The sequence below is a fragment of the Chryseobacterium hilariae genome, from assembly GCF_051400735.1.
Taxonomy (GTDB): domain Bacteria; phylum Bacteroidota; class Bacteroidia; order Flavobacteriales; family Weeksellaceae; genus Chryseobacterium.
Map to the genome: position 1 here is coordinate 666,227 of NZ_JBLFFJ010000001.1, position 20,687 is coordinate 686,913.

Annotated in this window: 21 protein-coding genes; 4 read left to right on the forward strand and 17 right to left on the reverse strand. The window is 37.0% G+C overall.

Annotated features, from left to right (window positions below; all coding sequences use genetic code 11):
* Positions 1–77: 77 nt before the first annotated feature.
* The 6 genes from ACMGDK_RS03195 to ACMGDK_RS03220 form a co-directional block, all read right to left on the reverse strand.
* Positions 78–1,376: a T9SS type A sorting domain-containing protein gene (locus ACMGDK_RS03195; protein WP_436806596.1), complete on the reverse strand. Its 1,299-nt coding sequence runs from the start codon at positions 1,374–1,376 to the stop codon at positions 78–80.
* Positions 1,377–1,565: 189 nt separating this feature from the next.
* Positions 1,566–2,066 carry an endonuclease V gene (locus ACMGDK_RS03200; RefSeq protein ID WP_436806597.1) on the reverse strand — a complete coding sequence of 167 codons (501 nt, stop codon included), beginning with the start codon at positions 2,064–2,066 and terminating at the stop codon, positions 1,566–1,568.
* Positions 2,067–2,080: 14 nt separating this feature from the next.
* The gene (locus ACMGDK_RS03205; protein WP_436806598.1) at positions 2,081–2,248 is read right to left on the reverse strand and encodes a VOC family protein; all 168 of its coding nucleotides are present in this window, start codon (positions 2,246–2,248) and stop codon (positions 2,081–2,083) included.
* A 48-nt stretch (positions 2,249–2,296) separates the two neighbouring features.
* On the reverse strand, positions 2,297–2,443 hold the full coding sequence (locus ACMGDK_RS03210) for a VOC family protein (RefSeq protein WP_436806599.1): 147 nt from the start codon (positions 2,441–2,443) through the stop codon (positions 2,297–2,299).
* 2 nt (positions 2,444–2,445) lie between these two features.
* Complete coding sequence (locus ACMGDK_RS03215) at positions 2,446–2,889, reverse strand: GNAT family N-acetyltransferase (RefSeq protein WP_436806600.1); 444 nt, start codon at positions 2,887–2,889, stop codon at positions 2,446–2,448.
* 277 nt (positions 2,890–3,166) lie between these two features.
* Entirely contained in the window at positions 3,167–4,210 is a 1,044-nt protein-coding gene (locus ACMGDK_RS03220; RefSeq protein ID WP_436806601.1) for a M28 family metallopeptidase, read from the reverse strand.
* Positions 4,211–4,298: 88 nt separating this feature from the next.
* On the opposite strand from ACMGDK_RS03220, the gene ACMGDK_RS03225 reads away from it, so the two are divergent.
* Entirely contained in the window at positions 4,299–5,438 is a 1,140-nt protein-coding gene (locus ACMGDK_RS03225) for an aminotransferase class I/II-fold pyridoxal phosphate-dependent enzyme (RefSeq protein WP_436806602.1), read from the forward strand.
* 189 nt (positions 5,439–5,627) lie between these two features.
* On the opposite strand, the gene ACMGDK_RS03230 is transcribed toward ACMGDK_RS03225, so the two are convergent.
* The 10 genes from ACMGDK_RS03230 to pdhA form a co-directional block, all read right to left on the reverse strand.
* Positions 5,628–8,363: a sodium-translocating pyrophosphatase gene (locus ACMGDK_RS03230; RefSeq protein WP_436806603.1), complete on the reverse strand. Its 2,736-nt coding sequence runs from the start codon at positions 8,361–8,363 to the stop codon at positions 5,628–5,630.
* A gap of 234 nt (positions 8,364–8,597) precedes the next feature.
* Complete coding sequence (locus ACMGDK_RS03235; protein ID WP_111953138.1) at positions 8,598–9,209, reverse strand: inorganic pyrophosphatase; 612 nt, start codon at positions 9,207–9,209, stop codon at positions 8,598–8,600.
* Positions 9,210–9,225: 16 nt separating this feature from the next.
* Entirely contained in the window at positions 9,226–9,738 is a 513-nt protein-coding gene (locus ACMGDK_RS03240) for a DUF7935 family protein (protein WP_436806604.1), read from the reverse strand.
* 227 nt (positions 9,739–9,965) lie between these two features.
* A complete protein-coding gene (locus tag ACMGDK_RS03245; protein ID WP_436806605.1) occupies positions 9,966–10,898 on the reverse strand; it encodes a phytanoyl-CoA dioxygenase family protein in 933 nt (310 codons plus the stop codon).
* Positions 10,899–10,988: 90 nt separating this feature from the next.
* On the reverse strand, positions 10,989–11,900 hold the full coding sequence (locus tag ACMGDK_RS03250) for a hypothetical protein (RefSeq protein WP_436806606.1): 912 nt from the start codon (positions 11,898–11,900) through the stop codon (positions 10,989–10,991).
* Positions 11,897–12,574, reverse strand: a complete 678-nt coding sequence (radC, locus tag ACMGDK_RS03255; RefSeq protein WP_436806607.1) for a RadC family protein — start codon at positions 12,572–12,574, stop codon at positions 11,897–11,899. The genes ACMGDK_RS03250 and radC overlap by 4 nt, the downstream gene beginning before the upstream one ends.
* 34 nt (positions 12,575–12,608) lie before the next feature.
* Entirely contained in the window at positions 12,609–13,187 is a 579-nt protein-coding gene (locus ACMGDK_RS03260) for a murein L,D-transpeptidase catalytic domain-containing protein (RefSeq protein WP_436806608.1), read from the reverse strand.
* Between the two features lie 14 nt (positions 13,188–13,201).
* The gene (locus tag ACMGDK_RS03265) at positions 13,202–13,870 is read right to left on the reverse strand and encodes an ABC transporter ATP-binding protein (protein ID WP_436806609.1); all 669 of its coding nucleotides are present in this window, start codon (positions 13,868–13,870) and stop codon (positions 13,202–13,204) included.
* 138 nt (positions 13,871–14,008) lie between these two features.
* Positions 14,009–15,622, reverse strand: a complete 1,614-nt coding sequence (locus tag ACMGDK_RS03270; RefSeq protein ID WP_436806610.1) for a dihydrolipoyl dehydrogenase family protein — start codon at positions 15,620–15,622, stop codon at positions 14,009–14,011.
* A gap of 85 nt (positions 15,623–15,707) precedes the next feature.
* The gene (pdhA, locus tag ACMGDK_RS03275) at positions 15,708–16,709 is read right to left on the reverse strand and encodes a pyruvate dehydrogenase (acetyl-transferring) E1 component subunit alpha (protein WP_436806611.1); all 1,002 of its coding nucleotides are present in this window, start codon (positions 16,707–16,709) and stop codon (positions 15,708–15,710) included.
* A 220-nt stretch (positions 16,710–16,929) separates the two neighbouring features.
* Here pdhA and ACMGDK_RS03280 point away from each other — a divergent pair, with 220 nt between their 5' ends.
* Genes ACMGDK_RS03280 through ACMGDK_RS03290 form a run of 3 tightly spaced genes read left to right on the forward strand, consistent with a single transcriptional unit; the run spans position 16,930 to position 19,736 of the window.
* On the forward strand, positions 16,930–17,436 hold the full coding sequence (locus ACMGDK_RS03280) for a phosphatase PAP2 family protein (protein ID WP_436806612.1): 507 nt from the start codon (positions 16,930–16,932) through the stop codon (positions 17,434–17,436).
* 9 nt (positions 17,437–17,445) lie between these two features.
* A complete protein-coding gene (locus ACMGDK_RS03285; protein WP_436806613.1) occupies positions 17,446–17,925 on the forward strand; it encodes a BlaI/MecI/CopY family transcriptional regulator in 480 nt (159 codons plus the stop codon).
* A 17-nt stretch (positions 17,926–17,942) separates the two neighbouring features.
* A complete protein-coding gene (locus ACMGDK_RS03290) occupies positions 17,943–19,736 on the forward strand; it encodes a DUF4153 domain-containing protein (RefSeq protein ID WP_436806614.1) in 1,794 nt (597 codons plus the stop codon).
* A gap of 327 nt (positions 19,737–20,063) precedes the next feature.
* Here the strand turns inward: ACMGDK_RS03290 and rbp are convergent, their stop codons facing one another.
* Positions 20,064–20,429 carry an RNA-binding regulator gene (gene rbp, locus ACMGDK_RS03295; protein ID WP_426049653.1) on the reverse strand — a complete coding sequence of 122 codons (366 nt, stop codon included), beginning with the start codon at positions 20,427–20,429 and terminating at the stop codon, positions 20,064–20,066.
* Positions 20,430–20,687 lie beyond the last annotated feature (258 nt).

Here is a 20,687-nt window from a genome sequence, read left to right on the forward strand (position 1 = left end):
AAAAAACAAAACCGACAGATAGAATCTGCCGGTTAAAAAAACAAAAATTGATATGGATATGATTAGATAAAGTGTTCTTATTTTTTGATGATCTTTTCAGTGATGCTTTTTTTATCTTTTGTGTAGACCCTGATCAGGTAAGTCCCAGGGATAAAGCTGTTCATGTTAACAACTCCGGATGTTCCTTCCAAAAGTTTCTGTCCTGATAAACTGTAAACTTCATATTTTTCAAGTCCCTGCTCGGTTTGTACCGTTACGGAACCTGATGTAGGATTCGGGTATATTTTTGCAGAGGATTTCTTTGTTACCTCCCATGTAGCAAGATTGGATGCCAGCACATTTAAAGTATAATCTTCAACCTGTCCAATGAACCACCCTGAAGGACATGGCAGATTTTCCAAGGTTCCCATCCATGAACTGGATTCGTAAGCTTTCACAATTCTGAAGCGGGTCTGCCCCAGCATCGCATCCATAGGAATTGTAATTGTTCCGGAAGCTATCCCTGACTGTTTGCCGGGAATAGGATCAGAAGTATCCAGATACCCCAAATTAAATACTTCATTCGGATCAAAAACATTATTGTGATTAAGATCGATGTAGGCATAAGCTGAGACAGTTGTCTGGCCCTGAGTTCCCCCTGTGACTGTTATCGGATATGAATTGTCTCTGTTCACGCTGAAAACCGTAGCTGTAAAGTTCTCAACTGCATCTGAAGTCCCGTCTATATGACTTTCGTTGGAAATTCCTGTAAATTCTACCTTTGTAATTTCGCTGACAGTCAGACTGGTGACATTTTCAGCTCCACAATATGGTGATGGGAAAGCCGTATTGTTTCCTGTAATATTGACAGTGTAATCTTCGGCCTGCCCTGCCCGCAAGCCGGTATCACATGCTGTGTTGATGGAATTGGCTGCATTCGGGTCTGAATACGCAGCTGTATTCGTATTTTTCAGTACTCTCATCCTTGTGGCGCCGGACAATGCATTCAAAGGAACTGTAATAGTCCCGTTTACTGTAAAAGCAGTAAAAGGATTAGCCGCCGCGAGCCTGCCGATATAAAAACTCTCTCCTGCATCGTCAAAATTACCGTTTCCATTGAAATCAATAAATACCATAACATCGCTCGGAAAAGTACTGGAAGGCCCCTTTACAGAAATCTGGTAGCTGTTTCCAGCCTGAAGATCAGCAGACATTGAAGTAAAATCTTCATAAAGCTGAGCACTCCCGGATTGTGAAGTGGATGTATTGTTGATATTCCCCAAGCTAACGTTAGTGATCATATTGCTGTCTGCTCCATATTGAAATTCCGGAGTACAGTATTGCGCATTCACCATCATATAGAATACTACGGCAGAAAGGGTAGATAATTTCTTCATTTATTTCTTTATTTTCTTGAGACAAATTTATATTTATTTAGAATCAATAAAAATAAGAATCGAATGATATTTATCACCTTTTTTAGAATAATTTAGAAATCAGGAGAAATTTAAACCAAATTGCTGAAAATTAATAATATAGATATTTGATAGAATATCGGCAAAACTACAGATATTGTGAGCAAAGCGTTAAGCTCTGGAAAGCTGATCCAGCTTTTTCAGCAGTGACGGTATCCGGTAAGCACCATGCATTTGCTCAACTTTGGGCAGTACTTCATCTACATCCACCCCTTTTGCGGTAAGAAATAACGGAGTTTTGCTCTCTCCTCTTAAAATATTTCGTCTTTGGGAATCCGGCGAAGCAAACTCATTTTTTGCAATTCCAATGATTGCATATTTTCGGTCTAAGGCTTCATAAAGATATCCTCCAAGACCTATTTTACCATTATTATCAAGGGTAACATAGCCATCTACTATAATAATATCTCCTTCTTTTAAGGATATTTTCTTTAATAGGCTCAAAATGCAGGGCAGTTCACGCTTGTAGAAAGCACCACTTTCATATCCGGAAGATACTTCTGTTTTTTCAGCAAAGATATCAGACTCATTTTCTGAGGCCCAGTCTTCAAATGCGATACATACCGTATTTGCATGATCCTCATAATAATAAGTATCAAAAGCGTAAATCATATTTTCCTCTTTCATTAAAAAAACTCACCGAAATGCCACAAAATCCCGGAAGGATCATGTACAAAACATTCTTTGCCCCACTCCATTGTTCTTACGGGTGTAAGCTTTACTCCTTCATATTTTTCGGTAAGATTCAAAGTCTGAAGCTCTTTCCAGAAATCGTCTGTATTCTCTACTTCCATAAAGACCATGGTATTGTCTACCCAGTCTTTAGCATAGTAATCCTGGAGCTAAAATCCGGTTTCCTGTCTTTTAAACAAGGATAATTTAGGCTCAAGAATCATTTCTTCAAAACCTAGATCTCTGTAGAAGCTTCTGCTTATTCCAAAATTTTCAGCTCCAATAAAGGGCCTGATGGATTTTACACGCTGTGTCATTGCTATCTGTTTTTCCAATTAGTATAAGTCATTTCAAATTTGATCTCACCTTTCCCATGCATGCCTGTTTCCTTCCAACCGGACTTCCTGTAGAATATTTCGGCCCTGGTCCCCGGTGTGGTTCCCAGCCATACATCTTCTTTGGTTTGTTCAAAATACCAGTCAAGCATAGTATCGTGAAGTTGTCTTCCGATCCCGAGATTCTCAAAATCAGGATGCATAAAAAGGGCCCAGATGTTATTTTTCTCCAGATCTACGATGGAAAAACCTACAATCCTGGATTCTATTTCACCAACCCAGCCTTTTCCTCTTTGAAACAGAAATTCTTCACAGTCTGCGTCAGTTACCAATGAGGGATCAGAAAGCGTATTCTCTTTTACAGAGTTTCGGACGATCTGGATCTGTAGAATATCTTCCGGTCTGGCTTCACGAATTGCTGTTTTCATTTGATTCAAATTTATTATGTGTATTTTATCATTTTTGCTAAAGCCTTACATTGGTTAATTATTTTATAAAACGGACTAAAGTCTGTCCCTATTGAAGAAACCATCTTTATTGAATATAAATTTGAATAGATAGAGTTGGTCAACGCAAAGGCACAATTTTTCATCTGCCTGATGTTAAAACACTTTAAATTTCATAAAACATTTATTTAAAATATTTTAGAGCTTATTATTTAAAGTAATTTCCGTTTATGCCTTTGCGGTGATTCAACAAAATATTTTATTTTTTATCTACTACAATTCTTTCTGCTCTGTTGGCAATTTCCCAGGCAGTGGCAAAAACCAACTGGGCTCTTTTTTCCAGCAGCGGATAATCAATTTTATCAGGGTCATCGGTTGGCTTATGATAATCCTCATGAATACCGTCGAAGAAAAAGGCTACCGGAACATTGTTTTTAGCGAAATTATAATGATCCGAGCGGTAGTACAGCTGTTCCGGATCTGCCGGATCATCATATTTATAGTTTAATTCTAAATTATTCGTCTTTTTATTGGCTGCTTCATTGATGACCTTAAGCTGAGAGCTCAGCATTTCAGAACCAATCACATACACATACTGTTTTCCTCTGTTGGCTGCATCATCACGCCCGATCATATCAATATTGAGGTCAACTACAGTATTGGCAAGCGGAAATACGGGATTACTGGTATAGTATTCAGATCCGAACAAGCCATGCTCTTCTCCTGTTACATGTAGGAACAGAATTGATCTTTTTGGCCCGTTTCCACCCTTCTTAGCTTCCTGAAAAGCTTTTGCAATCTGCATAACGGCTACAGTTCCACTCCCGTCATCATCGGCTCCGTTATAAACAACTCCGTTTTTAGTCCCGACGTGATCGTAATGTGCGGAAATCACTATTATTTCTTCAGGCTTCTCACTTCCTTCAATGAAAGCAAGAATATTTTCAGAGTCCGGAAGATTTCCCCCGCCTCTTTTCTTCATAAACTCGGCCGGAACCTTCTGGTAATAGGATCCCAATGCTTTTGGAGGAGTAATTCCTAGGCTTTTATAATAATTGATCATATACTCACCCGCTTTTTTCTGACCCGGGCTTCCGGTATCTCTCCCTCCCATTTCATCAGAAGCGATTACATATAAGTTTTTCTTTAATTCATCAGCCTTAATGGTCTTATATGCAGAAAGAAAGGCTTTATCACCTTTTGCTACAGATGTGGATTGAGCTGAAGCTCCTTCAGAAGATTTCGCTGTTCCGCAGCTGACTACAATAGCCAGGCTCAACAGCGGGATAAGTATTTTTTTCATATGATAATAATTTGCTTAAAAATAACAAATTTTATTTAACCTCCAACGAATGCCTATTTTTCTTATATTTGATATAAGTGCAATATAGATGGAAAAAATTTACGGATTTACACATTATTCCTTTTTTACGGAAATGTCTGAGCTCGCTACAAAACATAATAGTTTTGACCTGTCTTTAGGACTTCCTGATTTTGATATTGATGAACGGTTAAAATTATTTTTAAAGGAAGCTGTAGATTGTAACAAACATCAGTATGAGCCACTTGCGGGAAGCCCTCTGCTCATTAACAATATTATTACCTACAACACAGCACGTAAAAACAGCATCCGACTTAAAGAAAATGAAGTGACTGTTGTTCCCTGTGCAACTTTTGCTTTAAATACAGCCCTTAAATCTGTTTTAAATCAGGGAGATGAAGTTATTATCATCCAGCCTTCCTATTATACCTACGGGCCTTCTGTTGTTCAAAATGGCGGTATTCCTGTTTATTATAATCTTGATAATGATTTTACTATTAATTGGGAAAATTTTCAAAAATGCATTTCCGAAAAGACAAAAGCCATTATTGTCAATTCACCACAGAATCCTACGGGAACAATCTGGAAACAAAATGACTGGAACCAGCTTTATGAACTGATAAAGCATCAGGAAATTTATATTATCTCGGAAGAAATTTATGATACTTATTGCTATGACGGAATCGAACACTACAGTTCTTTCCTTCATCCTGAACTGAGAAACAGAACCTTTTGTATCTTTTCTTTTGGAAAAATGTTTCATACTTCCGGTTGGAAGGTGAGCTATTTACTTGCCTCAGAATGTCTTACTTTAAAATTCAGATGCCACCAGCAATATATTTCCTACAGCGCGAATGCTCCGGCCCAATATGCCCTTGCCAAGTATCTGGAAGTATTCGATTCTTCTGAAAATAAGAAGATAATGCAGCGAAAAAGGGATATATTTAATGAAATGATTGCACTTACACCTTTAGAAGCAATAAAAAAGGCTGAGGGAAGTGTCTTTCAGATCGTTAATTTCAGAAATGTTTCCAAAACGATGACTGATGTAGAATTCTCAAAATGGTTAACGGTAGAGAAAAGAACAGCATGTCTTCCCCTTTCTGCCTTCTATAATTCACGGCAGAACTCCGATTATGTACGGTTCAGTTTTGCAAAAAAAGATGAATTGATTATCCAGGCTTTGGAACATCTGCAGAAAAACCTTTAATATAAGCATCAATCAAATTAAACCTGCATAGTTTATAAAAGCCTGTGTCAATCTATGAAATTTGGGAGGAGATAAAATTTTCAATATTTTTTGTATCCCCAGATCTTACAGATTATTTAGCTTGAAAACTCTTTTCAAAAATAAAAAGGCACCGCTTAAAACGGTGCCTTGAATATTTGATTCCTTGATTTAAAGAGCAAGAACTCTTACATCAATTCTTCTGTTTTTTGCTTTACACTCATCCGTGTCATTTGCTTCACAAACCGGATGCTGAGAGCCATAGCCTTCTGCTTCTACCCTGTCTGATGAAATTCCTAGCTCCAAAAGTTTAAGTTTTGCTGTCTGAGCTCTTAGATTCGATAATTTCTGATTGCTTTCTTCATTACCTGTATTGTCTGTGTAACCTCCTAATTTGACTTTTACACCTGGGTAGGCATTCAGAATTTCGGCAAGATTATTAAGCTGAGCATCTGAGCCGGCTTTCAGATCACTGGATCCGGTTTCGAAATAAAGATTTTCCAGAGTATACCAGTTATTAGGATCTAAAATAGTCTGATCTTTTTGATTTACTGAATTGTACAGTTGGAACAGCCCGCTTCCTTCTCCTAAAGCGATTGTTTTCCCACCTTTCAATTTTATTTCCTGAATGTTTCCTGTCTCATAAACAAAATCCCCGTTTTCATTAAGATGCCCTTTGATTTCTTTTGGAGAAGAGAGAGTGGTTTGAAGACCTGTATGTGCCGTAGCTGAAGTTGCATTATAAGCTCTTGTCAGGCTCTCCAGTTTCGCTTTTCTGTTGGCTTCAATTTTGTCTTTATGCAATACTGCCAATGTAGGTGCAATCACTAATGAAACAATGGACATCAGCTTAATCAGAATGTTCATTGATGGTCCTGAAGTATCTTTAAAAGGATCTCCCACAGTATCTCCCGTCACGGAAGCTTTATGAGGCTCTGAACCTTTATAATAGGTCTGGCCGTTGATATCGACACCTTTTTCAAATGACTTTTTAGCATTATCCCAGGCACCACCGGCATTATTCTGGAACATTCCCATCAGAACACCGCTCACAGTAGCTCCGGCTAAAAATCCTCCTAAAACTTCAGGTCCGAATATAAATCCTATCAACAAAGGTGAAATAATGGCAATAGCTCCCGGAAGCATCATTTTTCTGATGGATGCGTCTGTGGATATAGCCACGCATTTCTCGTATTCGGGTTGTGCTTTTCCTTCCAGGATCCCGGGAATTTCACGAAACTGTCTTCTTACCTCCTCTACCATAGCCATCGCGGCTTGTCCTACCGCCGTAATAGCAAGTGAAGAGAATATAAAAGGGATCATCCCTCCTACAAATAACCCTGCCAGCACATCTGCCCTGTATATATCAATTCCATCGATTCCGGCAATTCCTACGAAGGCTGCAAATAAGGCCAATGCCGTTAATGCTGCAGAAGCTATAGCAAATCCTTTTCCAGTAGCTGCTGTAGTATTTCCTACGGCATCCAGAATGTCCGTTCTTTCACGGACTTCTTTTGGAAGCTCACTCATTTCAGCAATTCCTCCTGCATTGTCAGCAATCGGTCCGAAAGCGTCAATAGCAAGCTGCATTGCTGTAGTTGCCATCATTCCGGCCGCAGCAATAGCTACTCCGTAAAGTCCTGCACATAAATAGGATCCGTAAATACCTCCTGCAAGTACAAGGATTGGAAGCAGTGTAGATTCCATACCGACTGCCAGGCCTCCGATAATATTTGTTGCATGACCTGTAGAGGATTGTCTTACAATACTTGAAACAGGCCTTTTGCCCATGGCGGTATAAAATTCTGTAATGATGCTCATTAAGGTACCCACTACAAGACCTACCATTATAGCACCAAAAACACCCATTTTAGTGAATTCATGCCCTCTGAGAGTCATTTTTTCGGGAAGAAGGTAGGTAACTAAAAAATAAGAGGATATGGCAGTAATCACAATACTTCCCCAGTTCCCTAAATTTAAGGCATTCTGAACGTTGGAAGTGGATGACCCTTCATTGTCATTGATTCTTACAAATAGAGTTCCTATCATGGAGAAAATAATCCCTGTCCCGGCAATAAGCATTGGAAGGAGGATAGGTGCAAAGCCTCCGAAAGAATCATCGGACATTGTTTCTCTGCCTAAAACCATTGTTGCCAGTACCGTTGCAACATAAGACCCGAAAAGGTCGGCTCCCATCCCTGCCACATCTCCTACATTGTCACCCACATTATCGGCAATAGTGGCTGGATTTCTGGGATCATCCTCAGGAATTCCCGCTTCTACTTTTCCTACAAGGTCAGCGCCTACGTCTGCGGCTTTAGTATAAATACCACCGCCTACTCTTGCAAAAAGAGCAATGGATTCTGCACCCAGAGAAAATCCTGTAAGAATTTCAATCGTCCTTTCCATTTCATGGGAATCTACTGTTGCATCAGGAGCGAAGATCTGTTTAATGATCAGAAAAAGAGCACCTAAACCCAGAACTGCCAATCCGGCTACTCCCATTCCCATAACCGAACCTCCGGTAAAAGAAACTTTCAGGGCTTTGGAAAGTGATGTTCTTGCGGCTTCTGCTGTTCTTACATTGGCTTTTGTCGCGATTTTCATTCCGATAAATCCTGCCAGTGCAGAAAATACGGCTCCCACGGCAAAAGCAACACCAATACTCCAGTGGGAATTGGAATTACTGGATCCCATTACAGCGAGTAATATTGCTACCACCACTACAAAATAGGTTAAAATCTTGTACTCAGCCTTTAGAAAAGCCATTGCACCATCAGCGATATGGCCGCTGATTATTTTCATTTTCTCATTTCCGGCATTCTGCTTACTTACCCAGTTACTCTGCAGGAAAGTATACAATAAGGCAACAACACCAAAAACCGGAATTAAATAGAACAAATCCATAGTTTATTATTTTAATATTAATAAATAGTAATTAGTTTTATAAATATAACAAAAAATCTATTGTTTTATTAAGTCTGGTTCTGTAATATATTTTCTTAAATTTAAAATGGCATAAAAAGGTAATATTCCAGAGAAGCATTAATGTATGTTTTCTATCAAAAAACGTTTATTTAAACAAAATAAAAAGGCAGATGAATTTCATCTGCCTTTATTATGAGTTGGAAATGCTGTTTCTTAGCCTCCGAATTTTTCTGCATAATCTTTTTGAGAAGCTTTGATCACTTTTTTAGCGTGCTCAGCTCCGTATACCTCATGAATTCTGCATTTTGCAGGCTCATCCGGTAAGTTCTTATACGTTAAGAAGTAGTGCATTAATCTTTTCACTTCCGCTTCCGGAAGTTCAGAAATATCTCTGAAATGTCCAAAAGCATGGTCGCCGATCATTACTGCAACGATTTTATCATCTGCTTCGCCTCCATCGATCATTTTGAAACCACCGATTGGAATAGCTTCCATTAATAATCCTCCTGAATGTATATTATGAGAGCTTAACACACAGATATCAAGCGGATCATGATCACCTTCTGTCACATCATCAGCACCAGCTTCCACAGCCAGTTTCATTACTTCATTATGACAATATGTTCTTGGAACAAATCCGTATAAAGCAGGAATAATATTAGAAAACTTCTGAGGCCTGTCTACCTTCAAAAATCCTGTTTCTTTATCTACTTCATATTTAATAGTATCTGAAGGAACGATTTCCACGAATACGTTTACAACATTTGGCGCATCTTCTCCTGCAGAAACCCCATGCCATGGATGTGCTTTAAAATTTGGAATCATTATTTATCTGTTATTTTTAAGTTATAATTAAAATTTCTCTTCTAAGGTCTTCTATGGTAGCAGCAATATAGTCATCACCTTCCATATAATTCATGATGAAAATGGTTTTGAACTCCTCAAGATCTGCATTTCCATTCAGCCCATCGTATGTTTTATGAAGTAAATCAATCAAAGCGTTTTTTGAATCCACGATATTCTTCCATGAGCTTTTTGTAATATACAGCTGTTGTGAAGAATTATACTCAAATTCATCATTGATGGTTTTTTCAGTAAGAAAAATAAACTCATGTACTGCTAAACCTTTATCAAATTTCTGAATGATATTCGACGGCTTTATCCTTTCTAAAAACAGGGTCATTCTTTCGTAAGAATGTGCTTTATTCTCAGCGTTTGATTTTACGGAAAGAAGCTTGATCTCCTGATTTTTAAGGGTAATATACGAGTGTACGAATTGTCTCAGCAAAACCAAAAAAGGAATTGCGATAATTAATGCAAAAGCATATGGTAAATATCCTGAAAAACTAGCCATAATTTTAGAGCGCAAAATTACTAATTATTTTCCGGCTTCTAAAGAGTTTTTAAATATATCACTCTTCGAATTCTGAATATAGATGATAGACAGAATAATGATCAGATATAAACAAGAATTACAGTTCCGCATTTGCATTAGTTTATTCAGTAAGGATGCAAAAGTAAAAACTCTTCTTACGGCCAATATTAAGCTGTTTTATTCTGCTTTAGAAAGTTTACATCAGTTTACAGTTCAAACAATGCAGGTCTTTGCGTTACTTCATGATAACATACACTGTTTTCATCAAAGAAGTGATAAACCAGGCTTTTTCGGGTTCTGTTCTTGTCTGTATGAGGTTCGCCACCGTGGAGAATATTCGCATGCCATATCAACATATCTCCTTTTTTTGCTTTAAATATTTCTTTTTTAAGGCCTAGTTCTCTGACTTTGGATTCTAAAAATTCTTCATAGGCCCGGTAGCTTTTCTTACCGATTTTAAATGTACTACCTTCATTCTCATAGTCAGAATTAAGGAAATAAGGAAGTTTATGACTTTTTGGAATATAATGTAACGCTCCGTTGGTTTCATCCACATCTTCTAATGCAATCCATACGCCCAAAAGTCCGCCGAGAGGATAAGTTGTCATATGAATACTGTCTGAGTGCGTTTTCTGCTGGCTGCCATTAATAAAGTTGATGCTCTGGAAAAGTTTGGCCTTACCATCTAAAAGAACAGACAGAAAATCCATCAGGTTCTTATCATTACCAATATTTCTAATGATCTTAGAATGATGGATGGCAAACATCAGCTTTCCACCGTAAATAAATTTCAGGGTGCCGTTTTCCATCAATTTTTCAATTTCATCATTGATCCTGTCAGCATCATCTGAAGTAATGAAATTTCTTACAATCATGTATCCGTTTTCATCATACTGAAGAGCATTGTGTTTGTTTTCAGCATTGAGTTCTTTGAAAAATACAGTGTCAACAAGTTTATTGTGGTCTATTTTCCTTTCGGAAGCCGGAAGATGAACAAAATCTGCACTGGAAATACTGGAAAAATAGTTTTTTTTGAGGCCATACTTTTTATACAATGGAATATTATGCTGTAATTTCTTCTTATTAAAAAAATTATAAATAATATAGGGCAGTTTATAATAACGGATCTGCTTTAGCATGGCTGGATTATTAGGATAAATACTTTATAAAGGTACGGAATAATATCTAATTAAAATCATTCTAAATAACGAATAAACATGATATTCATCTTAAGAAAATTTGCCTCGCATCAGAAATCGGGCAAAATCCTTAATCAATGTTTTTTTAGAATTTTCTAGAACTGCGTAATGTTTTAATTCCGGTCTGAAACCTCTGAAGAATTCTTCAATACTGGGAAGATTTCCTCCTTCAAAATCAAAAATAAAATTTTCTATATTCTCTCTGATTACATGATCAATAAGCGTAGATGCCCCGGCCATTTTAATGTATTTTTTATCATTAAAAGTTCCTAAAAGAGCAATGGTATCGTAATCTGAATAAATGGCGATCATATTAGTGATCTCATGATGATAGTAAAAGGCCAGAAATTTTAAATGCTTTGATGAGTAAAATGCCTCAAGCGTTTTCAGTAAAGTGTCTGCATCATCTTCTTTATCCAGTCCTATCACATTATTTTTTATGAAAATCTCTGCTTCTTTGTAATCTATTTCCTTAAGTTCTGAATTTTCTGTCACTTCATCATCCAACCTTAGTTTTCTTTTTCTTTTGGGTGAATATTTAGCAAACACTTTAGCATACTCATCAGGATACAAAAGAAAGTTCTTTTTTGTTTTTAAGTTTGAATCAAAGCTATTGGTTTCATTAAAATGATAAGCTCTTACCAAGTAGTTCTTTTGGAGAAAATATAGAAATTTTTCATTGAGCTTCTTATCATCTTTATCTGAAAAGATACCAAGCTGCTGGCAAATCAGCGGATTATGCACAATTTTAATTCCCTTTTTAAGAATAAAAGGAACTGGCATTACAGCCTCATAATTATTATAGACCAAAAGGTCCCATTGCTGACCGGTCGTTACATCTAAAAAGCTTTTTGATGCTGAATACTTTCTCTGCTCTGACTTTTCCAGACAGTCTGTATATTTTTTAAAATCAATCTCGTTATATTTCAGCCTTCTAATCATAATAATCCTTCATCTGAGAAACTAAAGTAGGTATCCTGTGTAACAATAATATGGTCTAAAAGCTGTATACTTAATGTTTTTCCGGCCTCATTTATCTTTTTGGTAATGTTGATGTCTTCTTTACTGGGTTTCAGGCTTCCCGACGGATGATTGTGCGCAATAATAATTCCTGTTGAAAAATGATCCAGGGCAGTTTTAAAAAGAATTCTTACATCTACAATCGACTGGCTTATACCACCCTGTGTCAGCTGTGAGATATGAATTACCTTATTGCTCTGATTCAGGAATATCGCCCAAAATTCTTCAGTCCTTAAATCTGACAACTGATTTTTAAGGATAAAATATGCATCATCACTATTGGATATCACAGCTTTCTCAGGTATTTCCTGAACGGTTCTCCTCTTTCCTATTTCTAATGCCGCTATGATGGAAACAGCTTTTACTTCCCCAACCCCTTTAAATTTCATAAGCTCTTTATTGGAAAGAAGGCTCAGCTGGTGCCAGCTGTTGTTTACTGATGCGAGGATTTTTCTTGCTAACTCCAACGCACTCTCGTCCTTGCTCCCGCTTCCCATAATGATCGCCAGAAGTTCAGAATCGGAAAGTGAATTCTTTCCTTTCAATAAAAATTTTTCTCTGGGCCTGTCATCTTCGGCAAGGAATTTTATGGTCATTTGTGTGTTATAAAGTTATAAATGAGGGATCAATTTAATAAAATGCATACATTATCACCGGATATTTTGATTGGTCAAGATATTTTGCGGTCTGCGCAAATGCATTGGCGGAAAGCATTGGACATCCTAAGCTCAAGCAGGCGGGAGCCGGAGATTCCTGATCCGGAATGCATCCGAAAGAATGCAGGACTATTGCTCTTTGCATCGCGTTGCTGTTGATGATATCCAAACCATTTAGCCTGTAAGCTTTTCCAAATTTCCCGTTATAGCTGTTCAAAATTTCATACTTTCCCAGTGAAGATTGGTAGGATCCTTCTGTATTGCTGAATTTTAAAGCATCTGAATTCTTAATAACCGAACCTGAACCATGAGAAACAATAGCTTTCTGCAGTATTTTATCGTTTTTCAGATCATAAACAAAGTAACGGTATTTCCCGGAATGAATCTTAAAATTGATAAAAACAGCAATATCCTGGTTGTAATTCTTTCCTTTCACAAAGTTTTTAATTTCCAGAACCTTTACCGCCGGAAGAGTGCCGGAAGCATTACTTTCCTGAGACTCAGCTTTAGAGCAGGAAATAATAAAAAGGAACAGAAAAATAAATCTTTTCATTGAGGTAAGTTTTTTTATTCGATGATCATTCCATCTTTCATGACCAGCTTTCGGTCTGTGATTTCGGCAAGATTTGGATTGTGGGTTACAATAACAAAGGTTTGATTGTATTTATCTCTAAGATCAAAAAATAGCCTGTGAAGATCATCTGCATTTTTTGAATCCAGGTTTCCTGTGGGCTCATCTGCAAAAATAATTTTGGGCGAATTGATCAGGGCTCTTGCTACAGCTACCCTCTGTGCTTCTCCTCCGGACAATTGGTTAGGCTTATGATTCAGCCTTTGCTCTATTTTAAGGTCTTCAAATAAAGCATATGCCTTTTCTAAAGCCTCTTTCTCATTGGCTCCACCTATTTTTGTCGGAAGCAGAACATTTTCTAAAGCTGTAAATTCAGGAAGAAGCTGGTGAAACTGAAAGACAAAACCAATATTCTGATTTCTGAATTTGGAAAGCTGCTTATCATTCATATTAATGAAAGATTCTCCTGCAATACTGATTTCAGTATTGTATTTATTGGAACTGCTGGGGTGATCCAGAGTGCCCAAAATCTGAAGCAACGTAGATTTTCCTGCTCCGGACTCTCCTACAATAGAAACAACTTCGCCTGTTTTAATATGAATATCAACTCCTTTCAGTACTTCTAAATTTCCATAAGATTTATGGATATTACTCGCTTTAATCATGTTTCAAAAATAGTGATTTCTCTATACAAAAATATAATTAATTAAAATTTTTATAGATGTAAAGAACAGATATTTTAATTAATTTAAACAAAAAAAACCTCTCAAAGCGAGAGGTTTTAATATTTACAATCTGAGCCGTTACAGTAACAGAGTTAAAGGACTTTCCAGATATATTTTTAAAGTTTGTAAGAACTGGGCTCCCGTAGCACCGTCTACCACTCTGTGGTCACATGCCAGTGAAAGCTTCATAATATTTCCTACTACGATCTGTCCGTCTTTTACAATTGGCTTTTCGATGATCGCTCCTACTGAAAGGATAGCAGAGTTCGGCTGGTTGATGATACTCGTAAATGTTTCGATTCCGAACATACCCAGATTTGAGATTGAGAATGTAGAACCTTCCATTTCATTAGCTTTAAGGCCCTTGCTCTTAGCTCTTGAAGCCATATCTTTTACCGCTGCAGAGATCTGAGTATAGTTCATCTGATCTGTATTTTTAAGTACAGGAACCACTAATCCGTCAGGAATAGCTACTGCTACACCCACATTGATATTTCCTCTGTGGATAACCTTATCTCCTGCCCAGCTTGAATTCACCTGTGGATGTTTTCTTAAAGCAACAGCAGTTGCCTTAATAATCATATCGTTGAAAGAGATTTTCGTATCCGGTAAAGAATTGATTTCTTTTCTGGCCTCAATCGCTTTATCCATATTGATCTCCACCATAAGGTAATAGTGAGGAGCAGAGAATTTACTTTCAGCAAGACGTTTTGCAATAATATTTCTTACCTGAGAGTTTGGCGTTTCAGTATCTTCTCCCTGAACAAAGCTCAATGCAACCTGAGCCGCTGCAGGAGCAGAAGCAGCCGGTTGAGCCTGTGCCTGTGAAGGCTGATAGTTTTCAATATCTTTTTTAACAATTCTTCCGTTTTCTCCTGACCCATTAACGCTGTTGATGTCTACACCTTTGTCCTGAGCCATTTTCTTAGCTAACGGAGAAATCGCTACTCTTTCTGAAGATGAAGAACTTGCTGCCGGAGCCGCTTTTTCTTCTGCTTTAGCTTCAGTTTTCTGTTCAGCAGGTTTTTCAGTGGACTGAGCAGCTGCTTTTGGAGCACCCACAGCAGAAACATCCGTTCCTTCCGGACCGATGATCGCTAATACTGAATCTACCGGAGCAGCACCACCTTCTTCTACACCCTGCTTCAATAACACTCCGTTGAATTCAGATTCGAAATCCTGAACCGCTTTATCTGTCTCGATCTCAGCAAGAAGATCTCCTTCTTTCACTGTATCGCCTACATTTTTATGCCATTTTGCCACTTTACCTTCTGTCATTGTATCAGAAAGTCTTGGCATTGTAATAATTTCTACACCGGCAGGAACTTCTGCAGTAGTCTGCTCAATACTGGTACCGTTGTTTTCTGTTTTTGATTCTTCTTCAGTCTTTTTTTCTTCAGAAGCATCCGCAGCGGGAGCAGCAGCTCCGCCAGTCAGCCCTGAAACATCCTCTCCTTCATTCCCAATAATCGCTAAAACAGAATCTACAGCAGCAGCACCGCCTTCTTCTACACCAATATATAAAAGAGTTCCTTCTATTTCAGATTCGAAATCCTGAACAGCTTTATCTGTTTCAATTTCGGCTAAAATATCTCCTTCTTTTACTTTATCTCCTACTTTTTTATGCCATTTCGCCACCTTACCTTCCGTCATAGTATCCGAAAGGCGGGGCATCGTAATTACTTCTGCCATAATTTATTGTGTTATTTTTTAATATGATGATGAATAATAGAAGAAAGTGATTTCCACATCATCTATCATTGATCAGCAAATTATTTTAGTTTTCTAATTTATCTAAGAATGGATAGTTTTCCTGAGCATAAACATATTCATACACCTTATCCGGATCTGGGTATGGAGAATTTTCCATGAATTCGATACATTCGTCTACAAAATCTCTTGATTTATTGTCGATAGTTTCCAATTCTGCTTCAGTAGCCCATCCGTTTTGCAAAATTCTGTGTTTTACAAGTTCCATAGGGTCATCATTTTTATGAATCGCTACTTCTTCTTTGCTTCTGTAAGGCTCAGCATCAGACATCGAGTGTCCTCTGTAACGGTAAGTTCTGGCTTCAATGAAAGTAGGACCGTCTCCTCTTCTTGCTCTTTCGATAGCTTCATAAGCCGCTTCCGCTACTTTCTCAGGATCCATTGCATCTACAGCAAGGCAAGGCATTTCATACCCTAAACCTAATTTATAGATATCTTCGTGGTTGGCTGTTCTTTTTACAGAAGTTCCCATTGCGTACTGATTGTTTTCCACTACAAATACTACAGGAAGCTTCCAGTTCATTGCCATGTTGAATGTTTCGTGAAGCGATCCCTGTCTTGCAGCTCCGTCTCCGAAGAAGCAGATGTTTACAGCTTTTCTGTCAAAATATTTATCTGCAAAAGCAATTCCGGCTCCCAGAGGAATCTGTCCGCCCACAATACCATGTCCGCCATAGAAACGGTGCTCTTTGCTGAAAATGTGCATAGAACCACCCATACCTCCGGACGTTCCTGTAGCTTTACCGCAAAGCTCAGCCATGATTCTCTTCGGATCTACTCCCATCGCCATTGGATGGATGTGGCATCTGTAAGCAGTAATCATACTGTCTTTCGTTAAGTCCATTGCATGCGTGAAGCCGGCAGGGATAGCCTCCTGACCGTTATACAAATGTAAAAAACCTCTGATCTTTTGTTTTAGATAAAGAGAACGGCATTTGTCTTCAAACCTTCTCCACATAGTCATATCTTCATACCACTTCAGGTATACCTCTTTAGAAAATTCTTTCATGTGCTAGCTCTTGCTTTTTTATGATGAATATTTGAGCAAAATTATAAAAAAAACTTTGTTTTTATCGTATACATAGTAATTGTTTTTTTGCTTATAGTGTTATATTTGAATTTTAAACTTGAACATGGAAGAAAAACAGCCTTCAACAGTACATAAAATTTCAAAAATCATCTCAGATTTTTTCAATCCGCTAATTTCTTTATTTATTTTTTTCATTTATATGAGTATAAAGGAATATTCACTCGAAGATTCTTTTCTTTATTTTGTCCCTATATTATTAATGATTATTATTCCGGTCGTAGTCTGGCTGGTTTGGAATGTAAAAACCGGAAGATATACGAATATGGATGTTTCGAACCGTATTCAAAGGAAAACACTCTATATTTTTATTGCGGCCTGTGTGGTCACTTATCTTATTTTCAACTATGTAAGGAACGGGTATATTGATCTTGTCATGCTGTTTATCCTGATTCTGGTTTTCACTATGCAGATCAGTAACTTCTTTATTAAAAGCTCGATGCATACGGCTTTTAATGTATTTGTTGCGGCCCTATTCTTCACATTAAACTGGAAAGCCGGGCTGGCATGGCTGGGAATTGCTGCTTTAGTGGGAATTACAAGAATTATTTTAAAAAGACATACGGTAAAAGAAGTATTTATGGGTGCCGGAATAGCATTTGTGGTATCTTTTATTTATCTTTATTGCAATATACAATTTCAACATTAAGAACATTCTATGAAAATAAATCATCTTACAGGTGCTGAGGAAAACTTTATGAAGCTGTTTTGGAAGCTTGAAACTTTTTATCTTAAAGATATCATGGAGCAGCACCCTGAACCGAAGCCGCACCAGAATACCGTCTCTACCTACCTGAAAATATTGGTGGAAAAAGGTTATATCACGACTCAAAAGGAAGGAAGAATCTTTAAATATACTGTAGTTGTTCCTATGGAAGAATACCGTAAATTCCTGCTGAAAGAGCTTTCCCATAATTTTTTCAATGATTCCGGAAAAGAAATGTTGGAGTTTTTATTTAATGAAAAATTAATATCGCAGGACGACCTGAAGAATTATTTTGATCTTAAAATTGAAATTATTCCTACAAAAGTTGAAGAACCGAAATTTGAATACGCAGAAGAGATTTTAAATCCAAAAAAAATTAAAAAGAGCAAAGCAAAAGATAAGGATAAGAAGAAAAAAAAGAAAAAAGATTAGTATAAAATACACAAATAATGAAAACAAAAATCCAGGAAATAACAGGAAAGGCACAGGATGTTCTGTCGCGCTATCCGATGGTTTTATTAATGGGACTGCTCTCTTCCGTGGGTGCCATCCTTATGTTGGACAGTAAGTATAACCGCGAATCGTTCTTCATCCATTCCAAATTCACTATTTGCTGCTGCCTCGGTATTTCTCTCATGTTTGCTTTGAAAATTCTTTCTCAAAGAATCGGAAAAAGGCTGTTGCTGGAAATATTGGGAACGGCCTTCCTGATCGGATTTTTTTTCATTCTCCCTGCAAAAGAAAGGGATTTCACCGAAGTTCATGGTTTCATCATAGCTATTACCCTTCTGCTTTCTCACTTACTGGTTGCCTTTTCAGCATTTCTGGAAAAGAATAAGGAGCTTAACTTCTGGCAGTACAATAAAAATCTTTTCGTTAATATTTTCCTGACCGCCATTTTTACAGGAGTACTTACAGGAGGCGTAGAATTGGCCATCCTCGCAGTTGATAAACTATTCGATTTTAATTTCAGTGATAATCTATATGCTGATACCTTTTATGTGCTAGCCATTTTTGGAAGCTGTTTTATCTTTCTTCTGTTCAGCGAAAGCGGGCTGAGCTATCTTGAAAAAGAGAGTACATATCCGGTGATCTTAAAGTTTTTCACACAGTTTGTCCTGATTCCGTTGCTTTTCATTTATCTGGTCATACTGTATGTCTATTCATTTAAAATAGTTATTAATTGGGAGCTTCCGAGAGGATGGGTTTCTTATTTAGTATTAGCTTACAGTATTATCGGTATCCTTGCTTTACTGCTTGTATATCCGCTTAAAGAGGAAAAAGCAAAATCCTGGGTCAAAGTATTTTCAAAACTGTTTTATTACACCATAATCCCTTTACTTGTTTTATTATTTACGGCCATATTTACAAGGATCCTGGAATACGGTTACACAGAACCCCGATACTTCGTATTGCTGCTGGCGCTATGGCTGTTGAGTGTGGTTTCTTATTTTGTTTTGAATAAAAAAGCCAGCATAAAATTTATTCCGATAAGTTTATTTGTGTTTGGTGCTTTCTCGTTGGTTTTTCCTTATTTAAATGCATTCAGTGTAGCCAAAAGAAGCCAGAAAAATCAGTTGATAACCCTTTTGGATAAAAATAATCTTCTGGTCAACAATAAAATAAATTTTCAAAAAAAAGTATCTGATACTCTCGTTGATGAAATTGCTAATAAATTTGAATTTCTGGCAGAAAGAAAACAAAAAGATTTTTTACTGAATCTGACTGCCGGCAAAACGCACGATCTTTTAGCAGGGGATTTTGAGAACATTCATTCTTCGCTGATCAGCAGTACCCTGAGAAATGCTTTTACTCATGTCAATAAGACTTCAGATGGATCAGAATATGGGAGGCTTGTTTTAGACTCCGAATCAAAAGTAACCCATATTCAAGGTTATCAGTATTTAACTAATTTTAATAGCTATAATCAGGAATCGGTAGCTATTAATGGAGATACATTCCTGATAGACAGCCAGACCGACGCCAATAATGGAAGAACGATAAAAGTGATTCTTAATTCAGAAGAAACTGTAGATTTCAGCTCGGCGATAGATAAGCTATTCGGAAACAATGCCGGCAATTCTGGAACTATAAAAATGAAAGAAATCTCTATGGAAAGTGATTTAGGAAAATATCATATCAAAATAGTTTTCCCAAGCATTTCAAGAGACCGCTCTCCTTACAATAAGCACAAGAGTACTATATTCTATAATAATGCAGCATTGCTGATCAAAGAAAAATAAATCTAATAAAGAGGCTTAAATGCCGTTTCACCTGTTGGTAAACAATATACAGTGAAGTATATTATATAACTTTACTGAAATTCCTTTGTTTTCCTTATTATACCTGCTAGCAATCTATTTTGTTTGTCTTTGCAATAAAAACACAATTGTTTTCAGGTATTTTATTAACCGAACTTAGGTTAATTAATAATTGAAGGAATAATAATTCAGAAAAAAACAGAGAAGAAATAATTATCCCTTCCTTAAATAAATCAGCAAAGGCCAATTACAATCAGGAAGGGATAAATAATTCATAAAAAAAGCGGCTAAAAAGCCGCCTTATATTTTTTACCAACGGTTTCCGCCGCCGTTACCACGGTTGTTTCCACCGCCGTATCCGCCGCCATTACCACGGTTGTTTCCACCGCCGTATCCGCCGCTTCTGTTGTTGTCAAAGCTTCTTCTTGGTTTTTCTTCTCTTGGTTTAGCTTCTGATACGTTCAACTCTTTTCCGTTAAATTCTTTCTGGTTAAGAGCTTCGATAGCTTGCTTTCCTTCTTCATCACCCATTTCTACAAAACCGAAACCTCTTGAACGGCCAGTCTCTCTGTCTGTAACAATTTTAGCTGATGATACATCACCAAATTCTGCAAATAGATCGTGCAACTCATACTCTTTAGTTGCGTAATTGATGTTTGAAACAAAAATGTTCATTTTAAATAAAAATTAAAAATTAATAAAAATTTGGTATATAAAAGAAAAACAACATAAATTAATGAACAAATATTGATTCCAAATATAAACGTATGCAAGATACAATTAAAAATTTTAAATCAAAGTTTTTTTTAAAGTATTTGTCACGTTTCAAGGAAATCAAAGCCATTTTTTATTGATTAATAATAAATAAATATTGCTTTTTACTGAAATTTTGTTGAAATTTACCAAAAGTTAAAGTTAGTTAACATAATAAAA